Origin of the sequence: Streptomyces thermospinosisporus (genome assembly GCF_039526425.1) — a bacterium.
Lineage (GTDB): Bacteria > Actinomycetota > Actinomycetes > Streptomycetales > Streptomycetaceae > Streptomyces > Streptomyces thermocarboxydovorans.
Map to the genome: position 1 here is coordinate 30,701 of NZ_BAAAIZ010000074.1, position 24,980 is coordinate 55,680.

Genomic DNA, 24,980 nt, shown 5'->3' on the forward strand with positions numbered 1-24,980 from the left:
CCCAGTGTGACCCCGGTGCGGGCCCGGGGCAGCCCGGTGGCAGACCAGGGATCAGCCGCCGATGGCGGACATCGGGCGGTCCGGCTGGACGAAGGACGGGTCGTCGAGGCCTGCGCCCGCCTTCTTGCCCCACATGGCCTGCTTCCAGATGCGGGCGATCTCCTCGTCGTCCGCGCCGGAGCGCAGGGCACCACGCAGATCGGTCTCCTCGGTGGCGAAGAGACAGGTGCGGATCTGGCCGTCGGCGGTCAGGCGGGTGCGGTCGCAGGCGGAGCAGAAGGGGCGGGTGACCGAGGCGATCACGCCGACCACATGGGGGCCGCCGTCGACCAGCCAGCGCTCCGCCGGGGCCGAGCCGCGCTTCTCCTCGCCCTCGGGGGTCAGCTCGAAGCGGGTGCGCAGGGAGGCCAGGATGTCCCCGGCGGTGATCATGCCCTCGCGCTTCCAGCCGTGCTGGGCGTCCAGCGGCATCTGCTCGATGAAGCGCAGCTCGTAGTCGTGCTCCACGGCCCAGGCGAGCAGGTCGGGGGCCTCGTCGTCGTTGAGCCCTGGCATCAGGACCGAGTTGACCTTGACCGGGGTGAGGCCGGCCTCGCGGGCCGCGTAGAGGCCGTCGAGGACGTCCCGGTGGCGGTCGCGGCGGGTGAGGGCCTTGAAGACCTCCGGGCGGAGGGTGTCCAGGGAGACGTTGACCCGGTCAAGGCCCGCCTCCTTCAGGGCCGGGGCGGTGCGCCGGAGGCCGATGCCGTTGGTGGTGAGGGACATCTGCGGGCGGGGCTCCAGGGCGGCCACCCGCTCGACGATGCCGACCAGGCCGGGGCGCAGCAGCGGCTCGCCTCCGGTGAAGCGGACCTCCTCGATGCCGAGGGAGGTGACCGCGATGCGGATCAGGCGGACGATCTCGTCGTCGGTGAGCAGGTCGGGCTTGGCCAGCCACTGCAGGCCCTCCTCGGGCATGCAGTAGGTGCAGCGCAGATTGCAGCGGTCGGTCAGGGAGACCCGCAGGTCCGTCGCCACTCGGCCGTAGGTGTCGATGAGCACGGGGCCCCCTCCCTCGACGTGGATCGTGCGCATCCGCCCGGTGCACGCATCCGCCCGGATCACGTGTCCGAATACCTGCGAGCCTACGTGACGCCACCGACAACCCACGACGACCCGATATGACGAGATGCGGAACGGCCGCGTCGTAGGGATCTACGGATCCCGGTGACGCGGCCGTTCGTGCGGGACGTCAGTGGGCGCCGGTGCCGGTCAGCGACCGGACCTCCAGCTCCGCGTACTTCTTGGTGTCGGGCTCCTCCTTGGACAGCACGGTGCCGAGCCAGCCCATCAGGAAGCCGAACGGGATGGAGATGATGCCCGGGTTCTTCAGCGGGAACCAGGCGAAGTCGACGTCCGGGAACATCGCCTTGGGGTCGCCGGAGACCACGGGCGAGAACAGCACCAGGCCGACGGCGACGATCAGGCCGCCGTAGATCGACCACAGCGCGCCCTGGGTGGTGAACCGCTTCCAGAACAGGCTGTAGAGGATGGTCGGCAGGTTGGCCGAGGCGGCGACCGCGAAGGCCAGGGCGACCAGACCGGCGACGTTGAGGTCGCGGGCGAGGGCGCCGAGCGCGATGGAGACCACGCCGATGAGCACGGTCGCCCAGCGGGCCGCCTTCATCTCCTCCTGCTCGGTGGCCTGCCCCTTGCGGATGACATTGGCGTAGATGTCGTGCGCGAAGGAGGAGGACGAGGCCAGGGTGAGTCCGGCGACCACGGCGAGGATGGTGGCGAAGGCGACCGCCGAGATGGTGGCGAGCAGGATCGCGCCCCAGGCCGAGTCGACTCCGCCGACGTGCAGGGCGAGCAGCGGGGCGGCGGTGTTGCCGGACGGGTTGGAGGCGATGATCTCGTCCTGGGAGATCAGTGCGGCGGCCCCGAAGCCCAGGGCGAGGGTCATCAGGTAGAAGCCGCCGATGATGCCGATGGCCCAGTTCACGGACTTACGGGCGGCCTTGGCGCTGGGCACCGTGTAGAAGCGGATCAGGATGTGCGGCAGACCGGCGGTGCCGAGCACCAGGGCGATGCCCAGGGAGATGAAGTCCAGCTTGGTGAGGTTGTCGGCGCCGTACTGCAGGCCGGGCTCCAGGAAGGCGTCGCCCTTGCCGCTGTTCTCGGCGGCCTTGCCGAGCAGCTCGGAGACGTTGAAGTTGAACTTCAGCAGCACCAGGAAGGTGATGAGCACCGTGCCGCCGATGAGCAGCACGGCCTTGACCATCTGGACCCAGGTGGTGCCCTTCATGCCGCCGATGGAGACGTACACGATCATCAGGACGCCGACCAGGGCCACGATGAGGATCTTGCCGGCGTCGGAGGTGATGCCCAGCAGCAGCGAGACCAGGACGCCCGCGCCGGCCATCTGGGCGAGCAGATAGAAGATCGACACCACGATGGTGGACGTGCCGGCCGCGGTGCGCACCGGACGCTGGCGCATGCGGTAGGCGAGGACGTCGCCCATGGTGTAGCGGCCGGAGTTGCGCAGCGGCTCGGCGACCAGCAGCAGGGCGACCAGCCAGGCGACCAGGAATCCGATGGAGTAGAGGAATCCGTCGTAGCCGTAGAGGGCGATGGCGCCCGCGATGCCGAGGAAGGACGCGGCGGACATGTAGTCGCCGGAGACGGCGAGCCCGTTCTGGAAGGCGCTGAACTGGCGTCCGCCGGCGTAGAAGTCGGCGGCGTCCTTGGTCTGCCGGCCGGCCCAGACGGTGATGCCGAGGGTGGCGACCACGAACAGCGCGAACAGGGTGATGATCAGGCCGCGGTGCTCGCTGGCCTCGTTGGCGGCCAGGGTGACTTGGGTGATCGCGGGGCTCATGCGCCGCCCTCCATACGGGTCTTGATGGCCTCGGCCTTGGGGTCGAGCTTGGCTGCCGCGTGCCGCGAGTACCACCAGGCGATGAGGAACGTGGTGGCGAACTGCAGGACGCCGAAGACGAAGGCGACGTTGATGTTGCCGAACAGCTTGGTGCCCATGAAGCCGCCCGCGTAGTTGGACAGCAGCACGTACAGCAGGTACCAGACGATGAAGCCGACGGTCAGCGGGAAGGCGAAGGAGCGGTAGGAACGGCGCAGTTCACCGAACTCCGCGCTCTCCTGGACCTCGGTGAACTCCTCTGCTCCGGGGAGTTGGCGTTGTTCTGTCGAGGGGGGCGGTGCATCGGCGGCCACGGAGTCTCCTCGCGTTGCGGGTGGGGTTGTCTTCCGGTTCTTTCAGTGGGGAAGGCGAAGGTCCTCGCTCTTCCCGCACAGGGGGGCACGGCGCGACACGAGGACCGGTTCAACCGAATTCGCTTCTTTCCGCAAGACGTAACGCGACACTTCACCGAGAGGTTCGGGCCGCCTGTGTGAAGTCCTGCGGGCAAAACGTTGTGGGACGGCAACATCGCCGGATAGCTTCACTCTGCACCACCCCGTCATGTACCTGCCCGAAGTGCCACCTGCCTCGGGCCGGTCCCGTTCCGGATGATGTGGAGACCCCATGGCTCATCTGCGTTCCAGACGCCGCCTCGCCCTCGCCGTGCCCGTCGCGCTGTCCCTGACCGCCTCGCTGGGGTTCCTGCCCGCGACGGCGTCGGCGGCGCCGCAGCCGGCCTCGGCGGAGCAGGCGACGGACGCGCCCACCCTGGCGTATGTCGTCAACACCGAGGTGGACCGCCGCACCATCGCGTCGGTGCAGAAGGCGATCGCGGCGGCGGGCGGGACCGTCGTGGTCACCCATGACAGGATCGGCGTGATCGTCGTCCACTCGGCGAACCCCGACTTCGCGAAGCAGATACGGGGCGTGAAGGGGGTTCAGTCGGCGGGCGCCACCCGGACCGCGCCGCTGAAGGCCGCCGGCACCACGGACCTGGGCGCCGCCGACTTCGTGACGGCCGACGAGGCGGCACGCATCAAGGCCGACTCCGCGCAGACCCCGGACAGCGAGCCTCTCGAGGCGGACCAGTGGGACCTGCGGGCCATCGGCGCCGACCAGGCCGCCCGCATCAACCCGGGCAGCAGCAAGGTGACGGTCGCCGTCATCGACACCGGCGTGGACGACACCCACCCGGACCTCGCCCCGAACTTCTCCAAGTCGCAGTCGGCCAACTGCGTCGGCGGCAAGGCCGACACCAGCGAGGGCGCCTGGCGGCCGTACACGGACGAGGACTACCACGGCACCCATGTGGCCGGTGAGATCGCCGCCGCGCGCAACGGCATCGGCGTCGCCGGTGTCGCCCCCGGTGTGAAGGTCTCCGGCATCAAGGTCAGCGACCCGGACAACGGGCTGTTCTACCCGGAGAACGTGGTCTGCGCCTTCATGTTCGCCGCCGACCACGGCGTGGAGATCACCAACAACAGCTATTACGTCGACCCGTGGCTGTACAACTGCAAGGACGACCCGGACCAGCGGGCCATTCTCGACGCGGTCAACCGCGCCCAGCTGTACGCCCAGCGCAAGGGCACCCTGCACGTCGCCTCGGCCGGCAACTCCAACCACGACCTCGCCTCCGACGCGATCGTCGACGAGTCCAGCCCCAACGACACCACGCCGGTGACCCGGACCATCGACCCGAGCGAGTGCCTCGACGTGCCGACGCAGCTGCCGGGCGTGGTCACGGTCAGCGCCACGGGCGTGAAGAACCTCAAGTCGTACTACTCCACCTACGGCAAGGGCGTGGTCGACGTGGCCGCCCCCGGTGGCGACGGCCGCTACCAGACGCCGGACACCCCGTCGAAGAACGGGCGCATCCTGTCCACCATGCCGAACGGCCAGTACGCCTTCCTGCAGGGCACCTCGATGGCCTCGCCGCACGCGGCCGGTGTGGCGGCGCTGCTGAAGTCCAAGCACCCGTGGGCTCCCCCGGCCGCGCTCCAGGCGCTGCTGAAGGCGCAGGCCAACAACCCCGGCTGCCCCGAGTCGTACGACCTGGACGGTGACGGCACGCAGGACGCGACGTGCGAGGGCGGCAGCCGGGTCAACGGCTTCTACGGCTTCGGCATCGTCGACGCGCTGCGCGCGGTCAGGTGAGCGCCCGCCCCTCCCGCTCCCGTGCAACCAGGACGTTCTGGCACCTCAGCTCGTTCAGTGACCGAACTGGAGACTCCATGACAGCGTCGCACCCGCGCCACCGCCGTGCCCTGGTGATCCCGGCGGGGATGGCCATGGCGACCGCGCTGGCGTTCCTGCCGAACACCGCGGCCACCGCCGCCCCCACCGCGGACACACCCGCCGCGGCGGCCACCGACGGCACTCCGCTCAGCTATGTCGTCAACATCAAGGGTGGGCACGGCACGTCGGCCAAGGTGAAGAAGGCGATCGCCGAGGCCGGCGGCACGGTCGTCACCTCGTACGACAGGATCGGCGTGATCGTCGCGCACTCCTCGAACGCCGACTTCGCCAAAACCATCCGCAAGGTGCGCGGGGTGCAGTCGGCCGGTGCCACCCGCAACGCCCCGCTGCCGTCGGCCGCCACCACCGACCTGGGCGCTCCGAAGGTGCTCAGCGAGCGGGAGGTCGCCGAGGCCGCGTCCGAGGCCGCCGCGGGCCAGGACCCCCTGCAGGAGCTGCAGTGGGACCTGCCGGCCATCAAGGCGGACAAGGCGCACGAGAAGTCGCTGGGCAGCTCGAAGGTGACCGTCGGCGTCATCGACACCGGCGTCGACGACACCCACCCGGACATCGCGCCCAACTTCGACCGGGCGGCGTCCGTCAACTGTGTGACCGGCAAGCCGGACACCAGCGAGGGCGCCTGGCGTCCCGGTCCGACGGAGAGCCCGCACGGCACCCATGTGGCCGGTGAGATCGCCGCCGCCAAGAACGGCGTCGGCATGACCGGTGTCGCGCCGGGCGTGAAGGTCTCGGGCATCAAGGTGTCCAACCCGGACGGCTACTTCTACGCCGAGGCCGTGGTCTGCGGCTTCATGTGGGCGGCCGAGCACGGGGTCGATGTGACCAACAACAGCTATTACACCGACCCCTGGTACTTCAACTGCAAGAACGACCCGGACCAGAAGGCGCTCCTGGAGGCCGTCTCCCGGGCGACGCGGTACGCCGAGCGCAAGGGCGCGGTCAATGTGGCCGCGGCCGGCAACGAGAACTACGACCTCGCGGCCGACGAGATCACCGACCCGGTCTCCCCGAACGACGCCACCCCGACCGAGCGGGTCATCGACCCGACGGAGTGCCTCGACATACCGACCCAGCTGCCGGGTGTCGTGACCGTCGCGGCGACCGGCGCCAAGGGTCTGAAGTCCTCGTTCTCCAACCACGGTCTGGGCGTCATCGACATCGCCGCGCCCGGCGGCGACTCGACGGCGTACCAGAAGCCGGAGCCGCCCGCGACCAGTGGCCTGATCCTGGGTCCGCTGCCCGGCGGCAGGTGGGGCTACATGGCGGGCACGTCGATGGCGTCCCCGCATGTGGCGGGTGTCGCCGCGCTCATCAAGTCGACACACCCGTACGCCTCGCCCGCGCTGGTGAAGGCCCTGCTGTACGCGCAGGCCGACGCCACGCCGTGCACGGACCCGTACGACATCAACGGCGACGGCAAGGCCGACGCGGTGTGCGAGGGGCCGAAGAACCGCAACGGCTTCTACGGCTGGGGCATGGCCGACGCCCTGGACGCCGTCAAGCGGTGACGTGCTGACGCGTCAGCCGCCTCGCAGGGGCGGCGGGAGCGGGGGCCGGGCGGACGTCCGGCCCCCGCTCCGGGTGTGCCGCCGCACGACCTCGTCCGGATCAAGTCGTGCTGCGTAGTGCTGCATAGTGCGGTCATGACTCTTCTTCCCGATGTCTCCGCCGCATGGGCGGCGCTCGGCGGCGATCCCGCCCTGCTCGGCCGTGTGGCGTCGGTCGAACGGCGCGGCGCCCTGCCCGCGCGGCTCCCGGTGCGGCAGTTGGCGCGCGCCTGCGTGGGCGCGTGTGCGCTGGCCGCCGCCGAACTGGCGGCCCGTCGTGCCGGGACTCAGGAGGTGCCGGCGGTGCGGGTGGACGACGGTGGCGTGGCGGCCGCGTTCGTCAGCGAGCGGCATCTGCTGGTCGACGGGCGGGCTCCGGAGACGTTCGCGCCCCTGTCGCGCTTCTGGCGGACGGCCGACGGCTGGGTACGCACCCACGCCAACTACCCGCATCACCGGGCCCGGCTGCTGGACACCCTGGGCGTCGGCGAGGACCCGGCGGCGGTCGCGGCGGCCCTCGCCGAGCGCTCGGCTCCTGAGGTGGAGGAGGCCGTGTACGCGCGCGGAGGTCTGGCCGTGGCGCTGCGCACGCCCGGGGAGTGGGCGGCGCACGAGCAGGCGCGGGCGGTCGCGGAGCTCCCCCTGGTGGAGCGCGAGCGCCTGGACTCGGCTCACGCGCGGGCGTTCGCTCCCGTGCGCCGGGATCCGCTGCTGCCCGCCGCGGGGATCCGGGTGCTGGACCTCACCCGGGTCCTCGCCGGGCCGGTCGCGAGCCGCACGCTCGCCCTGCTCGGCGCCGACGTGCTGCGCCTGGACTCGCCGCAGTTGCCCGAACTCCCCGACCAGCACGCGGACACGGGCTTCGGCAAGCGGTCGGCCCTGCTGGACCTGCGAGCGGACCGGTCCGTCTTCGAGGAGCTGCTCGCCGCGGCGGACGTCGTCCTCACCGGGTACCGGCCGGGTGCCCTGGAGCGCTTCGGGCTGACGCCCGAGCAGCTCGCCGAGCGCCGGCCCGGGGTGGTGGTGGCCCAGCTGTCCGCCTGGGGCAGGCGCGGACCGTGGCGGGACCGGCGGGGCTTCGACAGTCTCGTCCAGGTGGCCACGGGCATCGCGGCTCTCGAGGGTTCGGCGGAGCAGCCGGGCGCGCTTCCGGCGCAGGCCCTCGACCACGGCTCGGGGTATCTGCTGGCGGCGGGGGTGCTGCGGGCGCTGACCGAGCAGGCCGACGAGGGCGGCAGCCGTCTGGTGCGGGTGGCGCTGGCCCGGACGGCCGGCTGGCTACTGGAGGGGGCGGGGAGCACAGGGCCACGGACGGATGAGCCCGCACCGCCGGCGGACCCCTGGCTCGCCGAGCGGGACAGCGACCTGGGGCGGCTGCGGTACGCGCTGTCGCCGGTGTCGTTCGACGGCGGGCCGCGCGACTGGCAACGGCCGCCGGGCCGTTGGGGCACGGACCCGGCGCGGTGGTGGTGAGCGCTCGGGCACCCGGGCAGTCATGCACTCGGGCATCCGGGCACACGGGAGGCCGAATACGGCCAAATGGTGATCAAATCCGCCATCCATGTCCCCGCTTTGGGCCCGGACTTGCCCGGTTCTTGGCGCCCTTGTGAAGATCCTGGGGTGACATTGACGAGATCCAGGTCCGGGGCGACCAGTGCTCACCGGGGCGCCCGGCGTTCCGGCACCGGCCGGGCCGTCGCCGTGATCGTGCTGGTGGCGCTGGCCGCGCTGATACCGCTGCTCGGCCCGTCGCCCGCGCTGCACGGCACCGGTGAGGCCGACGCGCCCGGCACCGGCGGCATCGCGCTGCTGCGCACGGTGCTGTTCGCGGCGCTGGCGATACCCCTGGGCGAGCTGTTCGCCAGCCGGCTCGCCCGTTCCGTACCCGGCGCTCCCGAGGCCCGGCCGCGCAGTTGGTCCGCGGCGGCCGGCTGGGCCGGTTTCGTGGCGGCCCTCGGACTCGCCTCCGTGGTCGCCACCGGCAATCTCGTCCCGGACAGCCTGGCCGACATCGACATCGGCGGGCTGTACGCCACCCGCGACGGCAAGTTGGCCCTGCTGGAGGTCAACGGCTTCCTCGCGGCCGCCCTGTGCGCCTCCTCCGCCCGGCCCGCCGCCCAGGCCCTGCCGCTGACCGCGGTCGTCGTCGCGGAGGCGCTGCGCGCCCATCCCACGACCGAGTACAGCCCGCTGCTCGGTTCCGGGCTCACCCTCGTCCATCTCACCGCCTCGTCGCTGTGGGTGGGGGGCCTGCTGCATGTGCTGCGCACCCTGCGGGGGTGGCGGGACGCCCCTGAAGGCAGCGCGCTGCTGGGGCTCTACGCACGGGTGGCCGTGTTCCTGCTGGCCGCCCTCACCGCGACGGGCGTGTGCAGTTCGCTGCGCCGGATGCCGCCCGGCACGATCCTCGAGCAGCTGACGGACACCGCGTACGGGCGGGTGCTGCTCGCGAAGGTGATTCTGATGGCGGGGGTGTGCGCGCTGGCCCTGTGGGCGCGGATCCGGCTCGCCCGTGCGAGCGATCCGCTGACCGCCTGCTCCCCCGCCCGCGGCGAGGTGTATCTGCTGGCTCTGGTGGTCGCGGTGTCGGGTCTGCTCACCGCGCTTCCGGTGCCGATCCGTTGGTGAGGGCGAACGGGCGCTCGGCGCACGGTACCTGACGGACCGGGGTGTCAGTCACGGCCCGTATCCTCATGAACCATGCTCGACGACCTGACGACGGCGGCGTCCTCCCCCACCGCGTGGCCGGCCGCGTATCCCCAGGGATACGCGGTCGTTGACGTGGAGACCACGGGGCTGGCCCGGGACGACCGCATCATCTCGGCGGCGGTCTACCGGCTGGACGCGCGCGGTGAGGTCGAGGACCACTGGTACACGGTGGTCAATCCGGAGCGCGACCCGGGCCCGGTGTGGATCCACGGGCTGACGAGCGAGGTGCTGGAGGGCGCGCCCCTCTTCCGGGACATCGCCGAGGAGTTCGCCTCCCGGCTGGCGGGGAGGGTGCTGGTCGCGCACAACGCCGTCTTCGACTGGCAGATGATCGCCCGTGAGTACGCCCGTGCCCGCATCGAGGCGCCGGTGAGGCAGCGGCTGTGCACCATCGCGCTCGCCAAGGCGCTCGGGCTGCCGCTGCCCAACCACAAACTGGAATCGCTCGCCGCGCACTTCGGTGTGGTCCAGCGCCGGGCGCACCACGCGCTGGACGACGCGCGGGTGCTGGCGGAGGCGTTCCGTCCGAGCCTGCGGGCCGCGGCGGCGAGCGGGATGCGGCTGCCGCTGCACGAGTGCCGGCCGCTGACGGAGTGGAAGGAGCGTCCGCTGATCGGCCGTCAGCAGGGCACCGGCGGCTACCGCCCGTCCCACTGGCGCCCCTCCCGCAAGCGGCCGGCCTGCCCGTACCCCAACCCCGGTCGGTATGAACCGGGCAAACGACTCAAACAGGGCATGCGGGTGGCCTTCTCCGGTGACACCGCCGTGGAGCGGGAGCTGCTGGAGGACCGGGCGACCGAGGCCGGACTGCATGTGGCCACCAGCCTGTCCCGGCTGACCAGCCTGCTGGTCACCAACGACCCGGACTCGGGCACGTCCAAGGTGGTCAAGGCCCGGCAGTACGGCACGCCGATCGTGGACGAGGCGGCGTTCGGCCAGCTGCTCGACGATGTGGAGCCCGCCTCGGAGGGCTGACCGCGGCCGCCGGCGGGGCGGACCGTACGGCCGGGTGACTGCCGGACGGACGGGTGATTGGCGGGCGACTCGCCCGCCGCCCGCTCGCCCGCACCCGGCGGACGGCTCACGCTGTGGCGCATGGCGACATGTGAAGTGTGCGGCAACAGCTACGGAATGACCTTCGAGGTGCACGCCCAGGGCGCGGTCCATGTCTTCGACTGCTTCTCCTGCGCGATCCACCGCATGGCCCCCATCTGCGAGCACTGCAGGGTGCAGATCATCGGCCAGGGCGTGGAGGCCGACGGTCACTGGTACTGCGGGGCGCACTGCGCCCGCGCCGAGGGAAAGGCGGGCATCGTCGACCACGTGTGACGGACGCGGCCGGGCGCCCGCCGCGAGGGCGCACCCGGCTGACCGCACCCCACGACCGAGTTGTACCGTCGTGGGGTGTACCGCTTCCTGTTGTCCCGCCAGTGGGTGATCATCACGCTGGTCGCCCTGCTCCTCGTACCCACGATGATCAGGCTGGGCATCTGGCAGATGGACCGCTACCACGAGCGGTCGGCCCGTAACCAGCTGGTGACGGACGCGCTGGCGGCGAAGCCGGTCCCCGTCGAGGAGCTGGCCGCACCGGGACGCGCCGTCACCCGCGCCGAGCGGTATCGCACCGTGACCGCCACCGGGCGCTTCGACACCGAGGCCGAGGTGGTCGTCCGCCGCCGCACCAACGCCGACGACCGGGTCGGCTTCCACGTCCTGACCCCGTTCGTGCTCAAGGACGGCCGGATCGTGCTGGTCAACCGGGGCTGGGTCCCCGGAGCGAGCCAGACCGAGTACCCCGAGGTCCCCGCGCCGCCGCGCGGCGAGGTCACGATCAAGGGCCGGCTGATGCCCGACGAGACCACCGAGGCGAGCGGCATCAAGAACCTCCAGGGCCTGCCGGAGCGGCAGATCATGCTGATCAACAGCGAGCAGCAGGCCCGGCGCCTGGACGCCCCCGTGCTCGGCGGCTACATCGCCCAGACGGCGCCCGAGCCCAGGGGCGGCAGTCCGGAGCTGCTGGGGGACCCCGGCAAGGAGAACGCGCCGCTGAACTTCGCCTACGCCCTCCAGTGGTGGCTGTTCGCCGCCGCGGTGCCGGTCGGCTGGTTCGTGCTGGTCCGCCGGGAGGCCCGGCAGCGGGCGGCGTCGGCCGGGGCGGGGAACGCCGAGGGCACCGAGGACGCGCAGCCGGCGGCGGTGTAGCCGGGCGCGCGGGACACGTCCCGTGACCGGCGGCGACCGCACAGTGGCACCGTCCGCTCCCCCTCTCCCGATGGCCGCGGGTCTGTGCGAGGCTTGCGCCCGGCCGGAGATGGTTGACGCGGCAAACACCGGCGGAGGAGGACCGGTTTCCGGCCGGTTCCTGTCATCCGTACGGACGCTCCGCGCAACTCTCCTCCGAGGGCACAGGTACACCAAGGACGGAGACCCATGGCCGACGGCGCCATGACCGCGACATTCCTCGCCGTGATCGGCGGGGCGTCGCTGCTCGCGGTCACCGCGCGGCGGCTCAGGCCGAGCGACCGGCTGCCCTCGCTGGACGGCTGGGCGCTCGCCGACCGCAGCCTCGGCCCCGGCTGGACCTGGCTGCTGCTCGGCGGCACGATCTACACCGCCTACACCTTCACCGCCGTCCCCGGGCTGGCCTACGGCAACGGCGCGCCCGCCTTCTTCGCGGTGCCGTACACCGTGATCGTCTGCCCGCTCGCCTTCGTGCTGCTGAGCCGGCTGTGGAGCGTGGCCCGGCGGCACGGCTATGTCACGGCGGCCGACTTCGTGCGCGGCCGGTACGGATCGCCGCCGCTGGCGCTGGTGGTGGCGCTGACCGGCATCCTCGCGACCATGCCGTACCTGGCGCTGCAGCTGCTCGGCATCCGTGCGGTGCTCGCCGCGGGCGGGCTCTACCCGCACGGGGCCACCGGCGACCTGCTGATGGTGGCCCTGTTCGCCGGGCTGGCCGTGGCCACCTACCGGCACGGGCTGCGGGCGCCCGCCGTGATCGCCGCGCTCAAGGCGGTCGCCGTCTTCGTGTCGCTGACCGCCGTGTGCTGGCTGGTGCTGCGCCGCTTCGGCGGGCCGGGCGCGGTCTTCGACGGAGCCGGGCGGGCCCTCGGCGGCACCGACGCCGCCCACTCCCCGCTGCTGCTCACCGCCGAGCAGCAGCCCGCCTACGCGACGCTGGCGCTGGGCTCCGCGCTGGCGCTGCTGATGTACCCGCATGTGCTCACCGCCGGTTTCGCCGCCGACACCCCCCGCACCCTGCGCAAGGTGTCCGTCGGGCTGCCCGCCTGGACGGCGCTGCTCGCGCTGTTCGGGTTCCTCGGCATCGCCGCCCTGGCGGCCGGGGTGCGGGCGCCGAAGGGCCGGGCCGAGGCGGCCGTGCCGATGCTGGTGGAGCGGCTGATGCCGGGGCCGGTGGCCGGCCTGGTGTTCGGCGCGATCGTGGTGGGCGCGCTGGTGCCGGCCGCCGTGATGTCGATCGCCGCCGCGACCAGCTTCGTACGGAACGTGTACGTCGAGTACGTCCATCCCACCGCCACCCCGAAGCGGCAGGTGCGCATCGCCAAGGCCGTGTCGCTCACCGCGAAGGTCGGCGCGGTCGCGTTCGTGTTCGGGCTGCGCGACCAGGACGCCATCAACCTCCAGCTGCTCGGCGGGGTGTGGATCCTGCAGATCTTCCCGGCCGTCGCCGTCGGCCTGTACACCCGGTGGCTGCATCCGCGGGCGCTGCTCGCCGGGTGGGCCGTCGGCATGGTCACCGGGACGTATCTGGTGGTGCGGGAAGGTTTCTCCTCGATCGTGCCGCTCGACCTGGGCGCCGGACCGCTCGAGGTCTACGCCGGGGTCGCCGCCCTGCTGCTCAATCTGACCGTCGCCGTGACCGGCACCGGGGTGCTGAGCCTCCTCGGGGCCGCCCGCGGCGGCGACGCCACCGACCTGCCGTCCCGCCTGATGCCCAGGCGACACCCGGAGACGGGAGCGAACACACCGTGAGACGCAGACACGCCCCTCGGACCACCACCCTGCCGCCGGCCGCCGCCCCGGCCGCTCCCCCGCCCGAGCCGGCGGCCCCGCCCGAGCAGATGGCACCGCCGGAGCCGGTGACGCCGCCGGCCGCGCGGCTGCCCGTCACCGACCCGGACGAGCTGGAGCGCGAGGCCGGCGTGGCCCGGCTGTTCGAGCTGCACTACTCCTCGATGCTGCGGCTGGCCGTGCTGCTGGGCGCCGACGACCCGGAGAACGTGGTGGCCGAGGCCTACTACCAGATCTACCGCCGGTGGCGGAAGCTGAAGGACGTGGCCGCGGCCGAGGCCTACCTGCGCTCCACCGTCTGCAATCTGACCCGGATGCGCATACGCCACCTGCAGGTCGCCCGGCGGCTGAGCGAGAACCCGCCGGACGAGACGGTCGCCTCCGCGGAGAACACCGCCCTGCTCCGCGACGACCAGCGGGTGCTCATCGACGCGCTGCAGCAGCTGCCGACCCGGCAGCGCGAGGCGCTGGTGCTGCGGCACTGGCTCGGCCTGAAGGAGTCCGAGATCGCCGCCGCGATGGGCATCACCTGCGGCTCGGTCAAGACCCACACGTCCCGCGGCATCGCCGCGCTCACCCAGGCGATGGAGGCCCGGCGATGACGTATGGAGATGCGACTCCGTCGCGTGGCACCAGCCCGGACCGCACCCCGGGCGGCGGCGCCGAGCCCGCCCTGACGGACACCGAACGCACCGAACGGGAGCTCGCCGACGCCCTGGCGGCCCTGGCCGGCGGGGTGCTGCCCGACCCCGACGCCTACCGCACCGCCCGCGGCGAGTGGCTGCGCCGGGAACGCCGGCGCCGGCTCGTGCTGACCGTGCTGGTGGCCGTGGTGTTCACCCTGGCCACCCTGATCGGCCTGTGGGTGCTCAACCAGGCCCCCTCGGACCCCGGCGTGATCTTCTCCGGCGACGGCTCTCCCGCCGCCTCCGGGCCGTCACTCCCCCGGCCGCAGCCCTGATTGCCCCCGCCGGTGTGCGGGCATCCGCACCACGTGCATCGCATCGAGGACTACGCGCTCATCGGCGACGAGCAGACCGCCGCCCTGATCGGCACGGACGGCTCCGTCGACTGGCTGTGCCTGCCACGCTTCGACTCGGGGGCCTGCTTCGCCCGGCTCCTCGGTGACGAGAACAACGGCCACTGGCGCATCGCCCCGGTCGGCGCCGACCGCTGCGCCCGCCGCGCCTACCGCCCCGACACCCTCGTCCTGGACACCGTGTGGGAGACCGACGAGGGCACGGTGATGGTCACCGACCTGATGCCGCAGCGCGACCGGGCACCCGACCTGGTGCGCATCGTGCAGGGCCTGCGCGGCGAGGTCACCGTCCACAGCGCGCTGAGGCTGCGCTTCGACTACGGCTCGGTGGTGCCCTGGGTGCGCCGGGAGGACGGCCACCGGGTGGCGGTCGCCGGGCCGGACTCGGCGTGGCTGCGCAGCGAGCCGGAGGTGCACACCTGGGGCGAGGACCTGGGCACCCACTCGCAGTTCACGGTGCGCGAGGGCGAGCGGGTCGCGTTCGTGCTCACCTGGCACCCCTCCCACGAACCGCGCCCGCCGCTGGTCGACCCGTACACCTCGCTGCGGCACAGCGTCACCGACTGGCGCGCCTGGGCGTCGCGCTGCCGCTACGACGGCCCGCACCGGGACGCCGTGGTCCGCTCGCTGATCACGCTCAAGGCGCTCACCTACGCGCCCACCGGCGGCATCGTCGCCGCGCCCACCACCTCGCTGCCGGAGGAGCCGGGCGGGGTGCGCAACTGGGACTACCGCTTCTGCTGGCTGCGCGACTCCACCCTCACCCTCAACGCGCTGCTGGCCGCCGGGTACAAGGAGGAGGCCGAGGCCTGGCGCGACTGGCTGCTGCGCGCGGTCGCGGGCAGCCCGGCGGACCTGCAGATCATGTACGGCGTGGCGGGCGAGCGGCGGCTGCCCGAGCTGGAAGTGCCCTGGCTGGCCGGGTTCGAGGGAGCCCGGCCGGTGCGGGCGGGCAACGACGCGGTGAACCAGCTCCAGCTGGACGTCTACGGCGAGGTGATGGACTCGCTGGCGCTGGCGAGGCGTTCCGGGCTGCCCCCGAAGCCGGACATATGGGCGCTGCAGAGGGTCCTGATGGACTTCCTGCGCACCGCCTGGCGGCAGCCGGACGAGGGGCTGTGGGAGGTGCGCGGCGGCCGGCGCCACTTCGTGCACTCCAAGGTGATGGTGTGGGTCGCCGCCGACCGCGCGGTGCGCGCGCTGGAGGAGCACCCCGAGTTCGAGGGAGACCTCGAGGGCTGGCGTCAACTGCGCGACGAGGTGCACCGGGAGGTCTGCGAGAAGGGCTACGACCCCGAGCGGAACACGTTCACCCAGTCCTACGGCTCGCGGGAACTGGACGCCGCCCTGCTGCTCATCCCGAGGGTGGGGTTCCTGCCGCCGGACGACCCCCGGGTGACCGGCACCATCGACGCCGTCCGCAAGGAGCTGGGGCAGGGCGGCCTGCTGCGCCGCTACACCTCCCATGCGCGGACCGTGGACGGGCTGCCCGGCGAGGAGGGGACCTTCATCGCGTGCACCTTCTGGCTGGCGGACGCCCTGCATCTGACGGGCCGCACCGAGGAGGCCCGGACGCTGTTCGAGCGGCTGCTGGGGCTCGCCAACGACGTGGGACTGCTGGCCGAGGAGTACGACCCGGTGCAGGGCCGGCTGCTGGGCAACTTCCCTCAGGCGTTCAGCCACATCGGCCTGGTGAACACGGCCCTCGCCCTGTCCGGGGACCAGCAGGCAGGATAGGGCGCATGGATCTTGGACTGAAGGACCGGGTGTACGTCGTCACCGGGGCGACCCGCGGGCTGGGCCACGCCTCCGCGCGGGAACTGGTCGCCGACGGGGCGAAGGTGGTCGTCTCGGGGCGGGAGGAGAAGAGCGTCGCCGACGCGGCGGCCGCGCTGGGGCCGAACGCGGTGGGCGTGGCCGTGGACAACGCCGATCCCGAGGCACCGGCCCGGCTGATCGGGACCGCGCGGGAGCGCTTCGCCCGCTTCGACGGCATCCTCATCAGCGTGGGCGGGCCGCCGCCGGGGTTCGTCGCGGACAACACCGACGAGCAGTGGCGGGCGGCGTTCGAGTCGGTGTTCCTCGGCGCGGTGCGGCTGGCCCGGGCGGCTGCCGCGGAGCTGGGCGAGGGCGGCGTCATCGGTTTTGTGCTGTCCGGTTCGGTGCACGAGCCCATCCCGGGCCTGACCATCTCCAACGGGCTGCGCCCGGGCCTGGCCGGCTTCGCCAAGTCCCTGGCGGACGAGCTGGGTCCGCGCGGCATCCGCGTCGTCGGTCTGCTGCCGGGCCGGATCGACACCGACCGGGTGCGCGAGCTGGACTCCCGCTCCGCCGACCCGGAGGCCACCCGGCAGGCCGCCGAGTCCCGTATCCCGCTGCGCCGCTACGGCACCCCGGAGGAGTTCGGCCGCACCGCGGCGTTCCTGCTCTCCCCGGCGGCGTCCTACCTCTCGGGCGTGATGCTCCCGGTGGACGGCGGCTACCGGCACGGCTTCTGAGACACGCGCCGGGGCGGCCGGCGGCCGGGCGTCAGCTCACCCGCGCGGCAGGCCGGGCAGGGCTGGCAACAGCTCACCCGTGCAGCGGCCGCGCCGGGCCGTCCCGTGCATCAGCTCCCGCGCGGCAGGCCGGGCGGGCCGTTGCGTCAGCTCACCCGCTCGGCCCGGTGCCGCACGCCACGCAGCCGGACCTCGGCCGGCAGCGAAGCCAGACCCGCCGAGACGCGGGCGTGGGCCAAGGTGCGGTGGGGCAACTCGTCCAGGGCCGCGCCCGGATCGACGTGCGGCGCCAGGGACATCCGGCATCAGCTCACCCGCGCGGCAGGCCGGGCGGGCCGTCCCGGGCATCAGCTCACGCGTGGCAGGCCAGGCAGGCCGGACGTCAGCTCGCGCGCGCGGCAGGCCGGGCGGGCCGTTGCGTCAGCTCACCCGCTCGGCCCGGTGCCGCACGCCACGCAGCCGGACCTCGGCCGGCAGCGAAGCCAGGCCCGCCGAGTCGCGGGCGTGGGCCAGGGTGCGGTGGGTCAGGTCGTCCAGGGCCGTGCCTGGATCGATGTGCGGCGCCAGGGACATCCGCACGCGGACCTGAGGGGCCTGGCGGCGCCCCGTCAGATGCACCTGGGCCTTTTCGACGCCCGCGAGATGACCGGCGTCCTCGGTGAGCGCGTGCTCCAGGGCCCGACCGTGCACCACCGCCTCCTCGCCGTCGCCGGTGTCCACCAGGACGTGGGCGAGGCGGCGCCGGCGCAACACGGCGACCAGCCACCACAGGGCGAGCAGGAGCAGGGCGGCGAGGACCGCGATGACCACCGGCCACCACCAGCCCTCCGCCCGCCAGTGAGTGCGCTCCGCCTCGCTCAGCAGCACATCGTCCCTTCCGTCGTGCAGCCACCAGGACGGGGCCGGCGCCCCCAGCCCGATGGCCAGCACCGAGCCGCCGAGGGCGACCAGCACCAGCCCGGCCAGCCCGAGCAGGACACGGTTGACGACCCTGAGCACCGCCCTCACCCCTTCCGGCCGGAGCGCCGCACCCGCACCGACAGGGCGGGCGGCCGGGCCAGCCCCAGCCCGCGCACCGCTTCGGTGAGGACGGCGTCCAAATCGTCGTGCACCTCGTCCAGTTCACGGAAGTGCGACACCGCGCGGACGTCGGCCCGGCGGCGCCTGACCCGTACCCGCACCGACTGCACACCGGCCACCTCCATGGCCCGGTCCCGCAGCACCGTCGCGGCCGCGTCCCGGTGCAGTGCGGCGCGGACGTCGGGGTGGGTGCGGCGCATGGTGAGCAGCGGCCGCAGTCCGGGGGTCAGCGCCAGCAGGAGCAGCCACAGGCCGAGTGCGGTGGCGACGCCGGCGCCGACCAGCACCCAGGTGTCGTCCAGGGGCCGCCGGGCGAGCTGCTGCGCGAGCTCGCGGCGCCATTTCATCGGGGGCCGGTCGGCCCGCACGGCGGCGATGTCGTAGAGGAACGCGCCCGCGATCACCAAGGTCACCAGCGCGAGCAGCGCCGCCGGGACGCGGCGGGCCGACCAGAAGCGCCGGCGCTCCCTCCGCCCGGCCTCGGTCGGCGGGGGCGGCGGAGGGGTCTTGTCGAGGACCGTGCCGGTGGGTTCGCTCATCGGATCCTCCCCGGGGCCGCGGTCAGCGCCGTGGCCAGGTGCAGCCGCTCCACGTGGACGACCACTTCCGGCACATGCATGCCGGCCAGCGTGCCCACCCGTTCGGTGACATGGCTGCGCACCTGCCCGCACCGGCCGCCGATGTCGCACGGGTAGTCGAGCTCCACATGGACGCGGACCCGGGCGGTGTCGTCGTGCACCACGACAGTGGCGTGCGGCGGCGCGGCGTCCGGGTGCAGGGCGCCGACGGCCTCGCGGGCGGCCCGGGAGGCGATCTTGGCGACCACCCGGTCGGCGATCCTGGTCGCTCCGCGCTCGCCCGGCGCGACGGCGGCCGGCGCCGGCGCGGACTCACCGGCCTGTGTGCTCACCCGCGTCACCGTCGCCGTTCACCGCGCGGACGGAAGAAGTCTCCGAGCTCGTAGTCCCCCTCGAGGAACCGCCCGACCCCGAAGCCGACGGCCCCCAGGGCCGCCACCAGCAGGAAGGCCCCGAACCCGCCGAAGTACCCGGCGAAACCCAGCGCCATCCCGGCGATCATGCCGACCACGGCCATGCTCATGTGCGCTCCTCAGTTCCTCGCGCCGGGGGTCTGTTCACTGCAGCCGGGACTCCGGCTCCTCGTCCTCCTCGTCGGGCAGCTTCACATCGCTCACCGCGATGTTGACCTCGACGACCTCCAGGCCGGTCATCCGCTCCACGGCCGCGATGACGTTCTCCCGCACGTCCCTGGCGACATCCGCGATGGGGACGCCGTAGTCGACGACGATCTCCAGGTCGAGCGCGGTCTGCACCTCGCCGACCTCGGCCTTGATGCCGCGGGTCACCGACTTCGAGCCGGGCACCCGGTCGCGCACGGCGCCGAAGGTGCGGGACGCCCCGCTGCCCATGGCGTGCACACCGACCACGTCGCGGGCGGCCAGTGCGGCGATCTTCTCCACGACGCCGTCGGCGATGGTGGTACGGCCGCGGTTCGCCGGGTCGCCGCCGCCTCGCCGGGTGCCCTTGCGTGCGGAGCTCTCGGGAAGGGTCTTCTCCGTGTCGGGGCCGCGGGTCGGGGCCCCTTCGGTCATGTCGGTCATCGCCGTTACGTCCCTTCGGTCGTCCTCCTGACCACCGTATGCGCGCTGGCGTGGTCGCGCGCCAGGTATGCGGCAGGCTGGAGGAATGACGGCGGAGCGATGGACGCGGGCGGTGCGGCGGCAGCTGGGTCTGGGCAGGTTGCTGCCCCTGGGCGGGGCGCAGGACGGGGCGTGGATCGCGGAGCGGGCCGTCGAGCCGGTGCTGCGCGATGCGGTGACACAGGGGGTGCAAGAGGTGCGCCTCGGCACGGTACGGATCGCGCTCGCGGACTCCGAGGAGGTGGCCGAGCCGGTGGTGCCGTCCCCGCCGGGCGCGCTGCCGCCGGGTCCGCTGCGGCTGTCGGCACAGTTCGCTGCGGTGGCGTCGGAGTTGGAGTCGGAGTCACTGCCGGCCACGGCGGACCGCCTGCGGGCGGCCCTGGCCCAGGCCGCGGCGGAGCACATCGGGCTGGCGGTGACGGAGGTCGACCTGGCGGTGACGGACCTGCTGGAGGGCCCACCGGAGCCGCCGGAGACGGGCGAGGGCGCGGCGGCCGTAGGCGGGAGTGGGGCAGGGGGTGGTCCGGAGGCCGATGGCGCTGCTGCTGGGGCCGGCTCGGGCGACGACTGGACCGCCGGTTCCGCCGGTGCCTCCGGTTCCGAGGGGGATCAGGCACCCTCACCCGCCGGTTCCGACGAGAGCCGGGTCGCCGCGGCGGCGCTCGCCGTCTCCGGAGTGGCCAGGCTGACGCGCGTGCTGGGCCGCGCCGTGCACTTCACGGAGACGGCGGCCACAGCGACCGCGCTGCCCCGGCGCCATGTGCGCGTGGACCTGGCGGTACGCGCGGACCACCGCCCCGTGGAAGTGGCCCGCGCGGTCCGCACGGCCGTCTCGCAGGCGCTCCCGGATCAGCCGACAGCAGCGGTCCTGGTCACCAGCCTCGACTGAACACGCGCCGCGGACCGGGAGAGACGGCGAACGGCGCCACCATGTGCGCGTGGGCCTCGCGATGCGCGCGGGGCACCGTCCACTGGAAGTGGCCCGCGCGGTCCGCACGGCGGTGTCGACGGCGGTGTGGTGACGAGCGTCGGCGAAACGCGGAGCTCTCGTTATTCGCCGAGGCCGGCGAGGTCGCGCAGGCGGCGGGCCTGGGCGGCGCGTTCGGCGGCGCGCTGCTCCTCGTAGGTGCGGTCCTGGGCGCCGCGCAGCAGCGCCTTGGTCTCGATGACCGCGTCACGGGGAGCCGCGAGCAGGGCGGAGGCGAGGTCGCCGACCGCCGCGTCCAGTTCGGCCGCGGGCACTGCCACGTTGGCCAGGCCGATGCTCACGGACTCCTCGGCCCCGACGAAGCGGCCGGTCGCGCAGATCTCCAGCGCGCGGGCGTAACCGACCAGCCCGACCAGCGGGTGGGTGCCGGTCAGGTCGGGGACGAGGCCCAGGCTGGTCTCGCGCATGGCGAACTGCACGTCGTCGGCGACCACGCGCAGATCGCAGGCGAGGGCCAGCTGGAAGCCGGCGCCGATCGCATGGCCCTGCACGGCGGCGATGGACACGATGTCGCTGCGCCGCCACCAGGTGAATGCCTCCTGGTACTCGGCGATGGTCGCGTCCAGCGTCGCGTCGTCGCCGCGTGCGAGGTCGATGAACGACGGCTCGCCGTCGAAGCCCTCCGGTGTGAAAGCCTGCCGGTCGAGCCCCGCGGAGAAGGACTTGCCCTCCCCGCGCAGCACCACGACCCTGACGGAGCCCGGCAGCAACCGGCCCGCCTCGGTGAGCGCACGCCACAGAGCGGGGCTCTGCGCGTTGCGCTTGGCCGGGTTGGTCAGCGTCACCGTGGCGATCGCGTCGTCGACGGTGAGCCGTACGCCGTCCTTGTCGAGTACGGGACTGGCGGGACCGAGGTCCTGGGCGGACGAAGCCATGGGGCGCCTCCGATGGGTGCGGTCGTCTTCCGTACCGCACGACAGGCTCGCACCCATCCCGCGGCACAGCTAAGTGACTGCACAGTAACCACCCAGCCGGTCGGTCGGCCGACCGGGTGGCCACTTATCGGGGCGCTCCGGTTTCGACGCTCCGGGTCAGCTCGCGGACTTCTTGCCGCGCGTTGCCCCGCCACGCCCGCGGAGCGTGACGCCCGACTCGCTCAGCATCCGGTGCACAAAGCCATACGAGCGGCCGGTCTCCTCGGCCAACGCCCGGATGCTCGCACCGGCGTCGTACTTCTTCTTCAGGTCTGCCGCGAGCTTGTCGCGCGCGGCGCCGGTCACCCGGCTGCCCTTCTTCAGAGTCTCGGCCACCCGTGCCTCCTCATGGGAAGTGCGCTCTGGTCTTCTCATGATCACCCCTACCGGGCCCGATGGCCACCCATTCGGCAAGGTCCGTGAGACAAGGTTGTGACGACAGGAGTCCGTCCCCACAAGCGGAATACGAAATTCCATCCGGCCCCATGGATACCGCCGAACGGGTTCCTCCGTGAAGTGCCAGGTCAGAAAGGCGGCGCGGCCAGGCCGCCCTTTTTCGGGTGCCCGGCCGCGAAATCCGTGTAGGACACACCTCGGTACGAGGAGATCTCACACAGATGATGGATCACCGATGGGCCGAATGATCCATACGCCGTTGATCACGGCCGGGCGGCCGGATCCGGGCCGGGGCCCCGCCCCCGGGTCAGGCGAGAGCGGTCTCGGATCACGAGCGCCGCCTCGGATCACGAGAGCGGCCCTGGATCGAGCGCCCCGGGATCAGGCGAGAGCGACGAGGTCCGCGTAGTCGGCACCCCACAGGTCCTCGACGCCGTCCGGCAGCAGAATGATCCGCTCCGGCTGCAGCGCCTCCACCGCGCCCTCGTCGTGGGTGACCAGGACGACCGCCCCCTTGTAGGTGCGCAGGGCGCCGAGGATCTCCTCGCGGCTGGCCGGGTCGAGGTTGTTGGTCGGCTCGTCGAGCAGCAGCACGTTCGCCGAGGAGACCACCAGCGTGGCGAGGGCGAGACGGGTCTTCTCACCGCCGGAGAGCACCCCGGCAGGCTTGTCGACGTCATCGCCGGAGAACAGGAACGAGCCGAGCACCTTGCGGACCTCGACGAGATCCATGTCGGGCGCGGCGGAGCGCATGTTCTCCAGCACCGTGCGGTCGGGGTCGAGAGTCTCGTGCTCCTGCGCGTAGTAGCCGAGCTTGAGCCCGTGACCGGGGACGACGGCGCCGGTGTCGGGCTGTTCGACGCCCGCGAGCAGCCGCAGCAGGGTCGTCTTGCCCGCGCCGTTGAGCCCGAGGATGACGACCCGGGAGCCCCGGTCGATGGCCAGGCTGACGTCGGTGAAGATCTCCAGCGAGCCGTACGACTTGGACAGGCCCTCCGCCATCAGCGGGGTCTTGCCGCAGGGTGCCGGCTCGGGGAAGCGCAGCTTGGCGACCTTGTCGGACTGGCGGACCTCGTCCAGCCCGGCCAGCAGCCGCTCCGCGCGGCGGGCCATGTTCTGCGCGGCGACCGTCTTGGTGGCCTTGGCGCGCATCTTGTCCGCCTGGGCGTTGAGCGCGGCGGCCTTCTTCTCGGCGTTCTGCCGCTCGCGCCTGCGGCGCTTCTCGTCGGCCTCGCGCTGTTGCTGGTAGAGCTTCCAGCCCATGTTGTAGATGTCGATGGTGGCGCGGTTGGCGTCCAGGTAGAACACCTTGTTGACGACCGTCTCCACCAGGTCGACGTCGTGGGAGATCACGATGAAGCCGCCGCGGTAGGTCTTGAGGTAGTCGCGCAGCCAGATGATCGAGTCGGCGTCGAGGTGGTTGGTCGGCTCGTCGAGCAGCAGCGTGTCCGCGTCGGAGAACAGGATCCGGGCCAGCTCGATGCGGCGGCGCTGACCGCCGGAGAGGGTGCGCAGGGGCTGGTTCAGCACCCGGTCGGGCAGCTTGAGCGCGGCGGCGATGGTGGCGGCCTCGGCCTCGGCGGCGTACCCGCCCTTGGTGAGGAACTCGGTCTCCTGGCGCTCGTACTGCTTGAGCGCCTTCTCCCGGGTGGCGCCCTTGCCGTTGGCGATGCGCTCCTCGTTCTCGCGCATCTTGCGGATCAGCACGTCCAGGCCGCGCGCGGAGAGGATGCGGTCGCGGGCGAGCATGTCGAGGTCGCCGGTGCGGGGGTCCTGCGGCAGGTAGCCCACCTCGCCGGAGCGGGTCACGGTACCGGCGGCCGGGATGCCCTCGCCGGCGAGGACCTTGGTGAGGGTGGTCTTGCCTGCGCCGTTGCGGCCGACGAGGCCGATGCGGTCGCCCTTGGCGACGCGGAAGGTGGCGCTCTCGATGAGGACGCGGGCACCGGCACGCAGCTCGATACCGGAAGCGGAGATCACTGGTCAGACTCCAGAGCGGGTGGGTGGCGGGATGGGCGGCTGAGGACGAATCCCGCCGTCTAATGCGCAAGGAGAATGGCCATGCGGGCCATTCTAACGGGGCGGTGCAAGCGGTTTTCCGGCGCCGGAGGGCGCCGAGCTGCGTTTACGGGGCGTCGTCAGTGGCGGGTGTCACACTGGCCGCGAGTGGCGACGACACGAGGGAGTGATCGTTATGGCAGGCGGGCGTCCCAGCATCTGTCCCACGCTGCTGTACACCGACGCGAAGGCGGCGATCCGCCAGCTCACGGAGGCCTTCGGCTTCACGGAGCTGTCCGTGTACGAGGGCGAGGACGGCTCGGTGGAGCATGCGGAGCTGGCGCAGGGGAACGGCGTGGTGATGCTCGGCACGAAGGGCCGGGGCGGCGCCTTCGACACGGCGATGAAGGCCGCGGGCCCCGCCGGTATCTACGTGGTCGTGGACGACGTCGACGGCCACCACCAGCGCGCCGTGGAGCACGGCGCGGAGATCCTCATGCCCCCGACGGACCAGGCCTACGGCTCCCGCGACTACATGGCCCGCGACCTCGAGGGCAACATCTGGAGCTTCGGCACGTACGCACCTGAGATCAAGGCGTAGCGCCTCACGTCCGCGCGGCTGGGTGGGGGTGCGCGTGGCGATGCCTGCGGCGCCACTGCGGCTCCGGTGGGGGTGCGCGTAGCGCCCGCGGTGGGTGGGTGAGTCGGGGCCGGGGTGGTGGTATCCGTCCTCGGTCTGGCGCGAAATCGGCTTCCTATCGGGGTACTGGCGCGGACGCGCCGGCCGCTGCGGGCGGACACCACCACCCCGCCCCTCCCCGCCGCGCGCGCCTGCGGCCGCCCAAGCCCGGTGCCCTGCTGATCGCCGTGCGCGGCTCCCCGCCCCACTGCGGGCATTCGTGCCGCCTAGATGAATGAGTCCAAGGGGTGTCGTTGCGGTCAGTGATCGTAGGCGGTCAGTGAC

General features: G+C 72.6%; 25 protein-coding genes and 1 pseudogene. 14 read left to right on the top strand and 12 right to left on the bottom strand.

Annotation, left to right across the window (positions count from 1 at the left end; all coding sequences use genetic code 11):
• Positions 1–51: 51 nt before the first annotated feature.
• From moaA to ABD207_RS23310, 3 genes are all read right to left on the bottom strand, one after another.
• Complete coding sequence (moaA, locus tag ABD207_RS23300; RefSeq protein WP_344015061.1) at positions 52–1,041, bottom strand: GTP 3',8-cyclase MoaA; 990 nt, start codon at positions 1,039–1,041, stop codon at positions 52–54.
• A gap of 190 nt (positions 1,042–1,231) precedes the next feature.
• The gene (locus ABD207_RS23305) at positions 1,232–2,860 is read right to left on the bottom strand and encodes a solute symporter family protein (RefSeq protein ID WP_344015062.1); all 1,629 of its coding nucleotides are present in this window, start codon (positions 2,858–2,860) and stop codon (positions 1,232–1,234) included.
• Positions 2,857–3,213 carry a DUF485 domain-containing protein gene (locus ABD207_RS23310; protein WP_344006164.1) on the bottom strand — a complete coding sequence of 119 codons (357 nt, stop codon included), beginning with the start codon at positions 3,211–3,213 and terminating at the stop codon, positions 2,857–2,859. Before ABD207_RS23310 ends, ABD207_RS23305 begins: the two co-directional genes overlap by 4 nt.
• Before the next feature lie 310 nt (positions 3,214–3,523).
• On the opposite strand from ABD207_RS23310, the gene ABD207_RS23315 reads away from it, so the two are divergent.
• The 12 genes from ABD207_RS23315 to ABD207_RS23370 all read left to right on the top strand — a co-directional run bounded on the left by ABD207_RS23315 (position 3,524) and on the right by ABD207_RS23370 (position 16,980).
• Entirely contained in the window at positions 3,524–5,053 is a 1,530-nt protein-coding gene (locus tag ABD207_RS23315; protein WP_344015064.1) for a S8 family serine peptidase, read from the top strand.
• Positions 5,054–5,130: 77 nt separating this feature from the next.
• Positions 5,131–6,663, top strand: a complete 1,533-nt coding sequence (locus tag ABD207_RS23320; RefSeq protein ID WP_344015065.1) for a S8 family peptidase — start codon at positions 5,131–5,133, stop codon at positions 6,661–6,663.
• Positions 6,664–6,798: 135 nt separating this feature from the next.
• Positions 6,799–8,175 (top strand): CoA transferase, encoded by a 1,377-nt coding sequence (locus tag ABD207_RS23325; protein ID WP_344015066.1) that lies wholly within the window; start codon positions 6,799–6,801, stop codon positions 8,173–8,175.
• 147 nt (positions 8,176–8,322) lie between these two features.
• On the top strand, positions 8,323–9,330 hold the full coding sequence (locus ABD207_RS23330) for a CopD family protein (RefSeq protein WP_344015067.1): 1,008 nt from the start codon (positions 8,323–8,325) through the stop codon (positions 9,328–9,330).
• Between the two features lie 72 nt (positions 9,331–9,402).
• Positions 9,403–10,386: a DEDDh family exonuclease gene (locus ABD207_RS23335; RefSeq protein ID WP_344015068.1), complete on the top strand. Its 984-nt coding sequence runs from the start codon at positions 9,403–9,405 to the stop codon at positions 10,384–10,386.
• A 120-nt stretch (positions 10,387–10,506) separates the two neighbouring features.
• Positions 10,507–10,740 carry a hypothetical protein gene (locus ABD207_RS23340; RefSeq protein ID WP_167991302.1) on the top strand — a complete coding sequence of 78 codons (234 nt, stop codon included), beginning with the start codon at positions 10,507–10,509 and terminating at the stop codon, positions 10,738–10,740.
• Positions 10,741–10,815: 75 nt separating this feature from the next.
• Entirely contained in the window at positions 10,816–11,613 is a 798-nt protein-coding gene (locus ABD207_RS23345) for an SURF1 family cytochrome oxidase biogenesis protein (RefSeq protein ID WP_344015069.1), read from the top strand.
• Between the two features lie 228 nt (positions 11,614–11,841).
• Entirely contained in the window at positions 11,842–13,404 is a 1,563-nt protein-coding gene (locus tag ABD207_RS23350) for a sodium:solute symporter family protein (RefSeq protein WP_344015070.1), read from the top strand.
• The gene (locus tag ABD207_RS23355) at positions 13,401–14,045 is read left to right on the top strand and encodes a sigma-70 family RNA polymerase sigma factor (RefSeq protein ID WP_344015071.1); all 645 of its coding nucleotides are present in this window, start codon (positions 13,401–13,403) and stop codon (positions 14,043–14,045) included. Before ABD207_RS23350 ends, ABD207_RS23355 begins: the two co-directional genes overlap by 4 nt.
• Entirely contained in the window at positions 14,042–14,404 is a 363-nt protein-coding gene (locus ABD207_RS23360) for a hypothetical protein (RefSeq protein WP_344015072.1), read from the top strand. Before ABD207_RS23355 ends, ABD207_RS23360 begins: the two co-directional genes overlap by 4 nt.
• Positions 14,405–14,437: 33 nt before the next feature.
• Entirely contained in the window at positions 14,438–16,219 is a 1,782-nt protein-coding gene (locus ABD207_RS23365) for a glycoside hydrolase family 15 protein (RefSeq protein WP_344015074.1), read from the top strand.
• 5 nt (positions 16,220–16,224) lie between these two features.
• Complete coding sequence (locus tag ABD207_RS23370; protein WP_344015075.1) at positions 16,225–16,980, top strand: SDR family oxidoreductase; 756 nt, start codon at positions 16,225–16,227, stop codon at positions 16,978–16,980.
• 146 nt (positions 16,981–17,126) lie between these two features.
• Here ABD207_RS23370 and ABD207_RS23375 read toward each other — a convergent pair.
• From ABD207_RS23375 to ABD207_RS23400, 6 genes and pseudogenes are all read right to left on the bottom strand, one after another.
• Positions 17,127–17,282 (bottom strand): annotated as a pseudogene (locus ABD207_RS23375) (alkaline shock response membrane anchor protein AmaP); the annotation flags it as partial.
• Positions 17,283–17,400: 118 nt separating this feature from the next.
• The gene (gene amaP / locus ABD207_RS23380) at positions 17,401–17,988 is read right to left on the bottom strand and encodes an alkaline shock response membrane anchor protein AmaP (protein WP_344015076.1); all 588 of its coding nucleotides are present in this window, start codon (positions 17,986–17,988) and stop codon (positions 17,401–17,403) included.
• On the bottom strand, positions 17,985–18,599 hold the full coding sequence (locus ABD207_RS23385) for a DUF6286 domain-containing protein (RefSeq protein ID WP_344015077.1): 615 nt from the start codon (positions 18,597–18,599) through the stop codon (positions 17,985–17,987). The genes amaP and ABD207_RS23385 overlap by 4 nt, the downstream gene beginning before the upstream one ends.
• A complete protein-coding gene (locus ABD207_RS23390; protein ID WP_425580799.1) occupies positions 18,596–18,979 on the bottom strand; it encodes an Asp23/Gls24 family envelope stress response protein in 384 nt (127 codons plus the stop codon). Before ABD207_RS23390 ends, ABD207_RS23385 begins: the two co-directional genes overlap by 4 nt.
• Entirely contained in the window at positions 18,976–19,161 is a 186-nt protein-coding gene (locus ABD207_RS23395; RefSeq protein ID WP_167991315.1) for a hypothetical protein, read from the bottom strand. Before ABD207_RS23395 ends, ABD207_RS23390 begins: the two co-directional genes overlap by 4 nt.
• Positions 19,162–19,195: 34 nt before the next feature.
• Positions 19,196–19,681, bottom strand: a complete 486-nt coding sequence (locus tag ABD207_RS23400) for an Asp23/Gls24 family envelope stress response protein (RefSeq protein WP_344015079.1) — start codon at positions 19,679–19,681, stop codon at positions 19,196–19,198.
• Positions 19,682–19,766: 85 nt separating this feature from the next.
• On the opposite strand from ABD207_RS23400, the gene ABD207_RS23405 reads away from it, so the two are divergent.
• Positions 19,767–20,609: a nucleopolyhedrovirus P10 family protein gene (locus ABD207_RS23405; protein WP_344015080.1), complete on the top strand. Its 843-nt coding sequence runs from the start codon at positions 19,767–19,769 to the stop codon at positions 20,607–20,609.
• 161 nt (positions 20,610–20,770) lie between these two features.
• On the opposite strand, the gene ABD207_RS23410 is transcribed toward ABD207_RS23405, so the two are convergent.
• The 3 genes from ABD207_RS23410 to ABD207_RS23420 form a co-directional block, all read right to left on the bottom strand.
• Entirely contained in the window at positions 20,771–21,583 is an 813-nt protein-coding gene (locus tag ABD207_RS23410) for an enoyl-CoA hydratase/isomerase family protein (protein WP_344015081.1), read from the bottom strand.
• Between the two features lie 156 nt (positions 21,584–21,739).
• On the bottom strand, positions 21,740–21,958 hold the full coding sequence (locus ABD207_RS23415; protein ID WP_309141305.1) for a helix-turn-helix domain-containing protein: 219 nt from the start codon (positions 21,956–21,958) through the stop codon (positions 21,740–21,742).
• Positions 21,959–22,399: 441 nt separating this feature from the next.
• The gene (locus tag ABD207_RS23420) at positions 22,400–23,998 is read right to left on the bottom strand and encodes an ABC-F family ATP-binding cassette domain-containing protein (RefSeq protein ID WP_344015082.1); all 1,599 of its coding nucleotides are present in this window, start codon (positions 23,996–23,998) and stop codon (positions 22,400–22,402) included.
• Between the two features lie 214 nt (positions 23,999–24,212).
• On the opposite strand from ABD207_RS23420, the gene ABD207_RS23425 reads away from it, so the two are divergent.
• On the top strand, positions 24,213–24,617 hold the full coding sequence (locus ABD207_RS23425; RefSeq protein WP_344015083.1) for a VOC family protein: 405 nt from the start codon (positions 24,213–24,215) through the stop codon (positions 24,615–24,617).
• Positions 24,618–24,980: the final 363 nt, after the last annotated feature.

Coding starts and splice junctions, on each gene's coding strand:
- ABD207_RS23305 (WP_344015062.1), bottom strand. CDS start 2,860: ATGAGCCCCGCGATCACCCAAGTCACCCTGGCCGCCAACGAGGCCAGC.
- ABD207_RS23315 (WP_344015064.1), top strand. CDS start 3,524: ATGGCTCATCTGCGTTCCAGACGCCGCCTCGCCCTCGCCGTGCCCGTC.
- ABD207_RS23320 (WP_344015065.1), top strand. CDS start 5,131: ATGACAGCGTCGCACCCGCGCCACCGCCGTGCCCTGGTGATCCCGGCG.
- ABD207_RS23325 (WP_344015066.1), top strand. CDS start 6,799: ATGACTCTTCTTCCCGATGTCTCCGCCGCATGGGCGGCGCTCGGCGGC.
- ABD207_RS23335 (WP_344015068.1), top strand. CDS start 9,403: ATGCTCGACGACCTGACGACGGCGGCGTCCTCCCCCACCGCGTGGCCG.
- ABD207_RS23340 (WP_167991302.1), top strand. CDS start 10,507: ATGGCGACATGTGAAGTGTGCGGCAACAGCTACGGAATGACCTTCGAG.
- ABD207_RS23350 (WP_344015070.1), top strand. CDS start 11,842: ATGGCCGACGGCGCCATGACCGCGACATTCCTCGCCGTGATCGGCGGG.
- ABD207_RS23360 (WP_344015072.1), top strand. CDS start 14,042: ATGACGTATGGAGATGCGACTCCGTCGCGTGGCACCAGCCCGGACCGC.
- ABD207_RS23370 (WP_344015075.1), top strand. CDS start 16,225: ATGGATCTTGGACTGAAGGACCGGGTGTACGTCGTCACCGGGGCGACC.
- ABD207_RS23385 (WP_344015077.1), bottom strand. CDS start 18,599: ATGAGCGAACCCACCGGCACGGTCCTCGACAAGACCCCTCCGCCGCCC.
- ABD207_RS23395 (WP_167991315.1), bottom strand. CDS start 19,161: ATGAGCATGGCCGTGGTCGGCATGATCGCCGGGATGGCGCTGGGTTTC.
- ABD207_RS23400 (WP_344015079.1), bottom strand. CDS start 19,681: ATGACCGACATGACCGAAGGGGCCCCGACCCGCGGCCCCGACACGGAG.
- ABD207_RS23405 (WP_344015080.1), top strand. CDS start 19,767: ATGACGGCGGAGCGATGGACGCGGGCGGTGCGGCGGCAGCTGGGTCTG.
- ABD207_RS23410 (WP_344015081.1), bottom strand. CDS start 21,583: ATGGCTTCGTCCGCCCAGGACCTCGGTCCCGCCAGTCCCGTACTCGAC.
- ABD207_RS23425 (WP_344015083.1), top strand. CDS start 24,213: ATGGCAGGCGGGCGTCCCAGCATCTGTCCCACGCTGCTGTACACCGAC.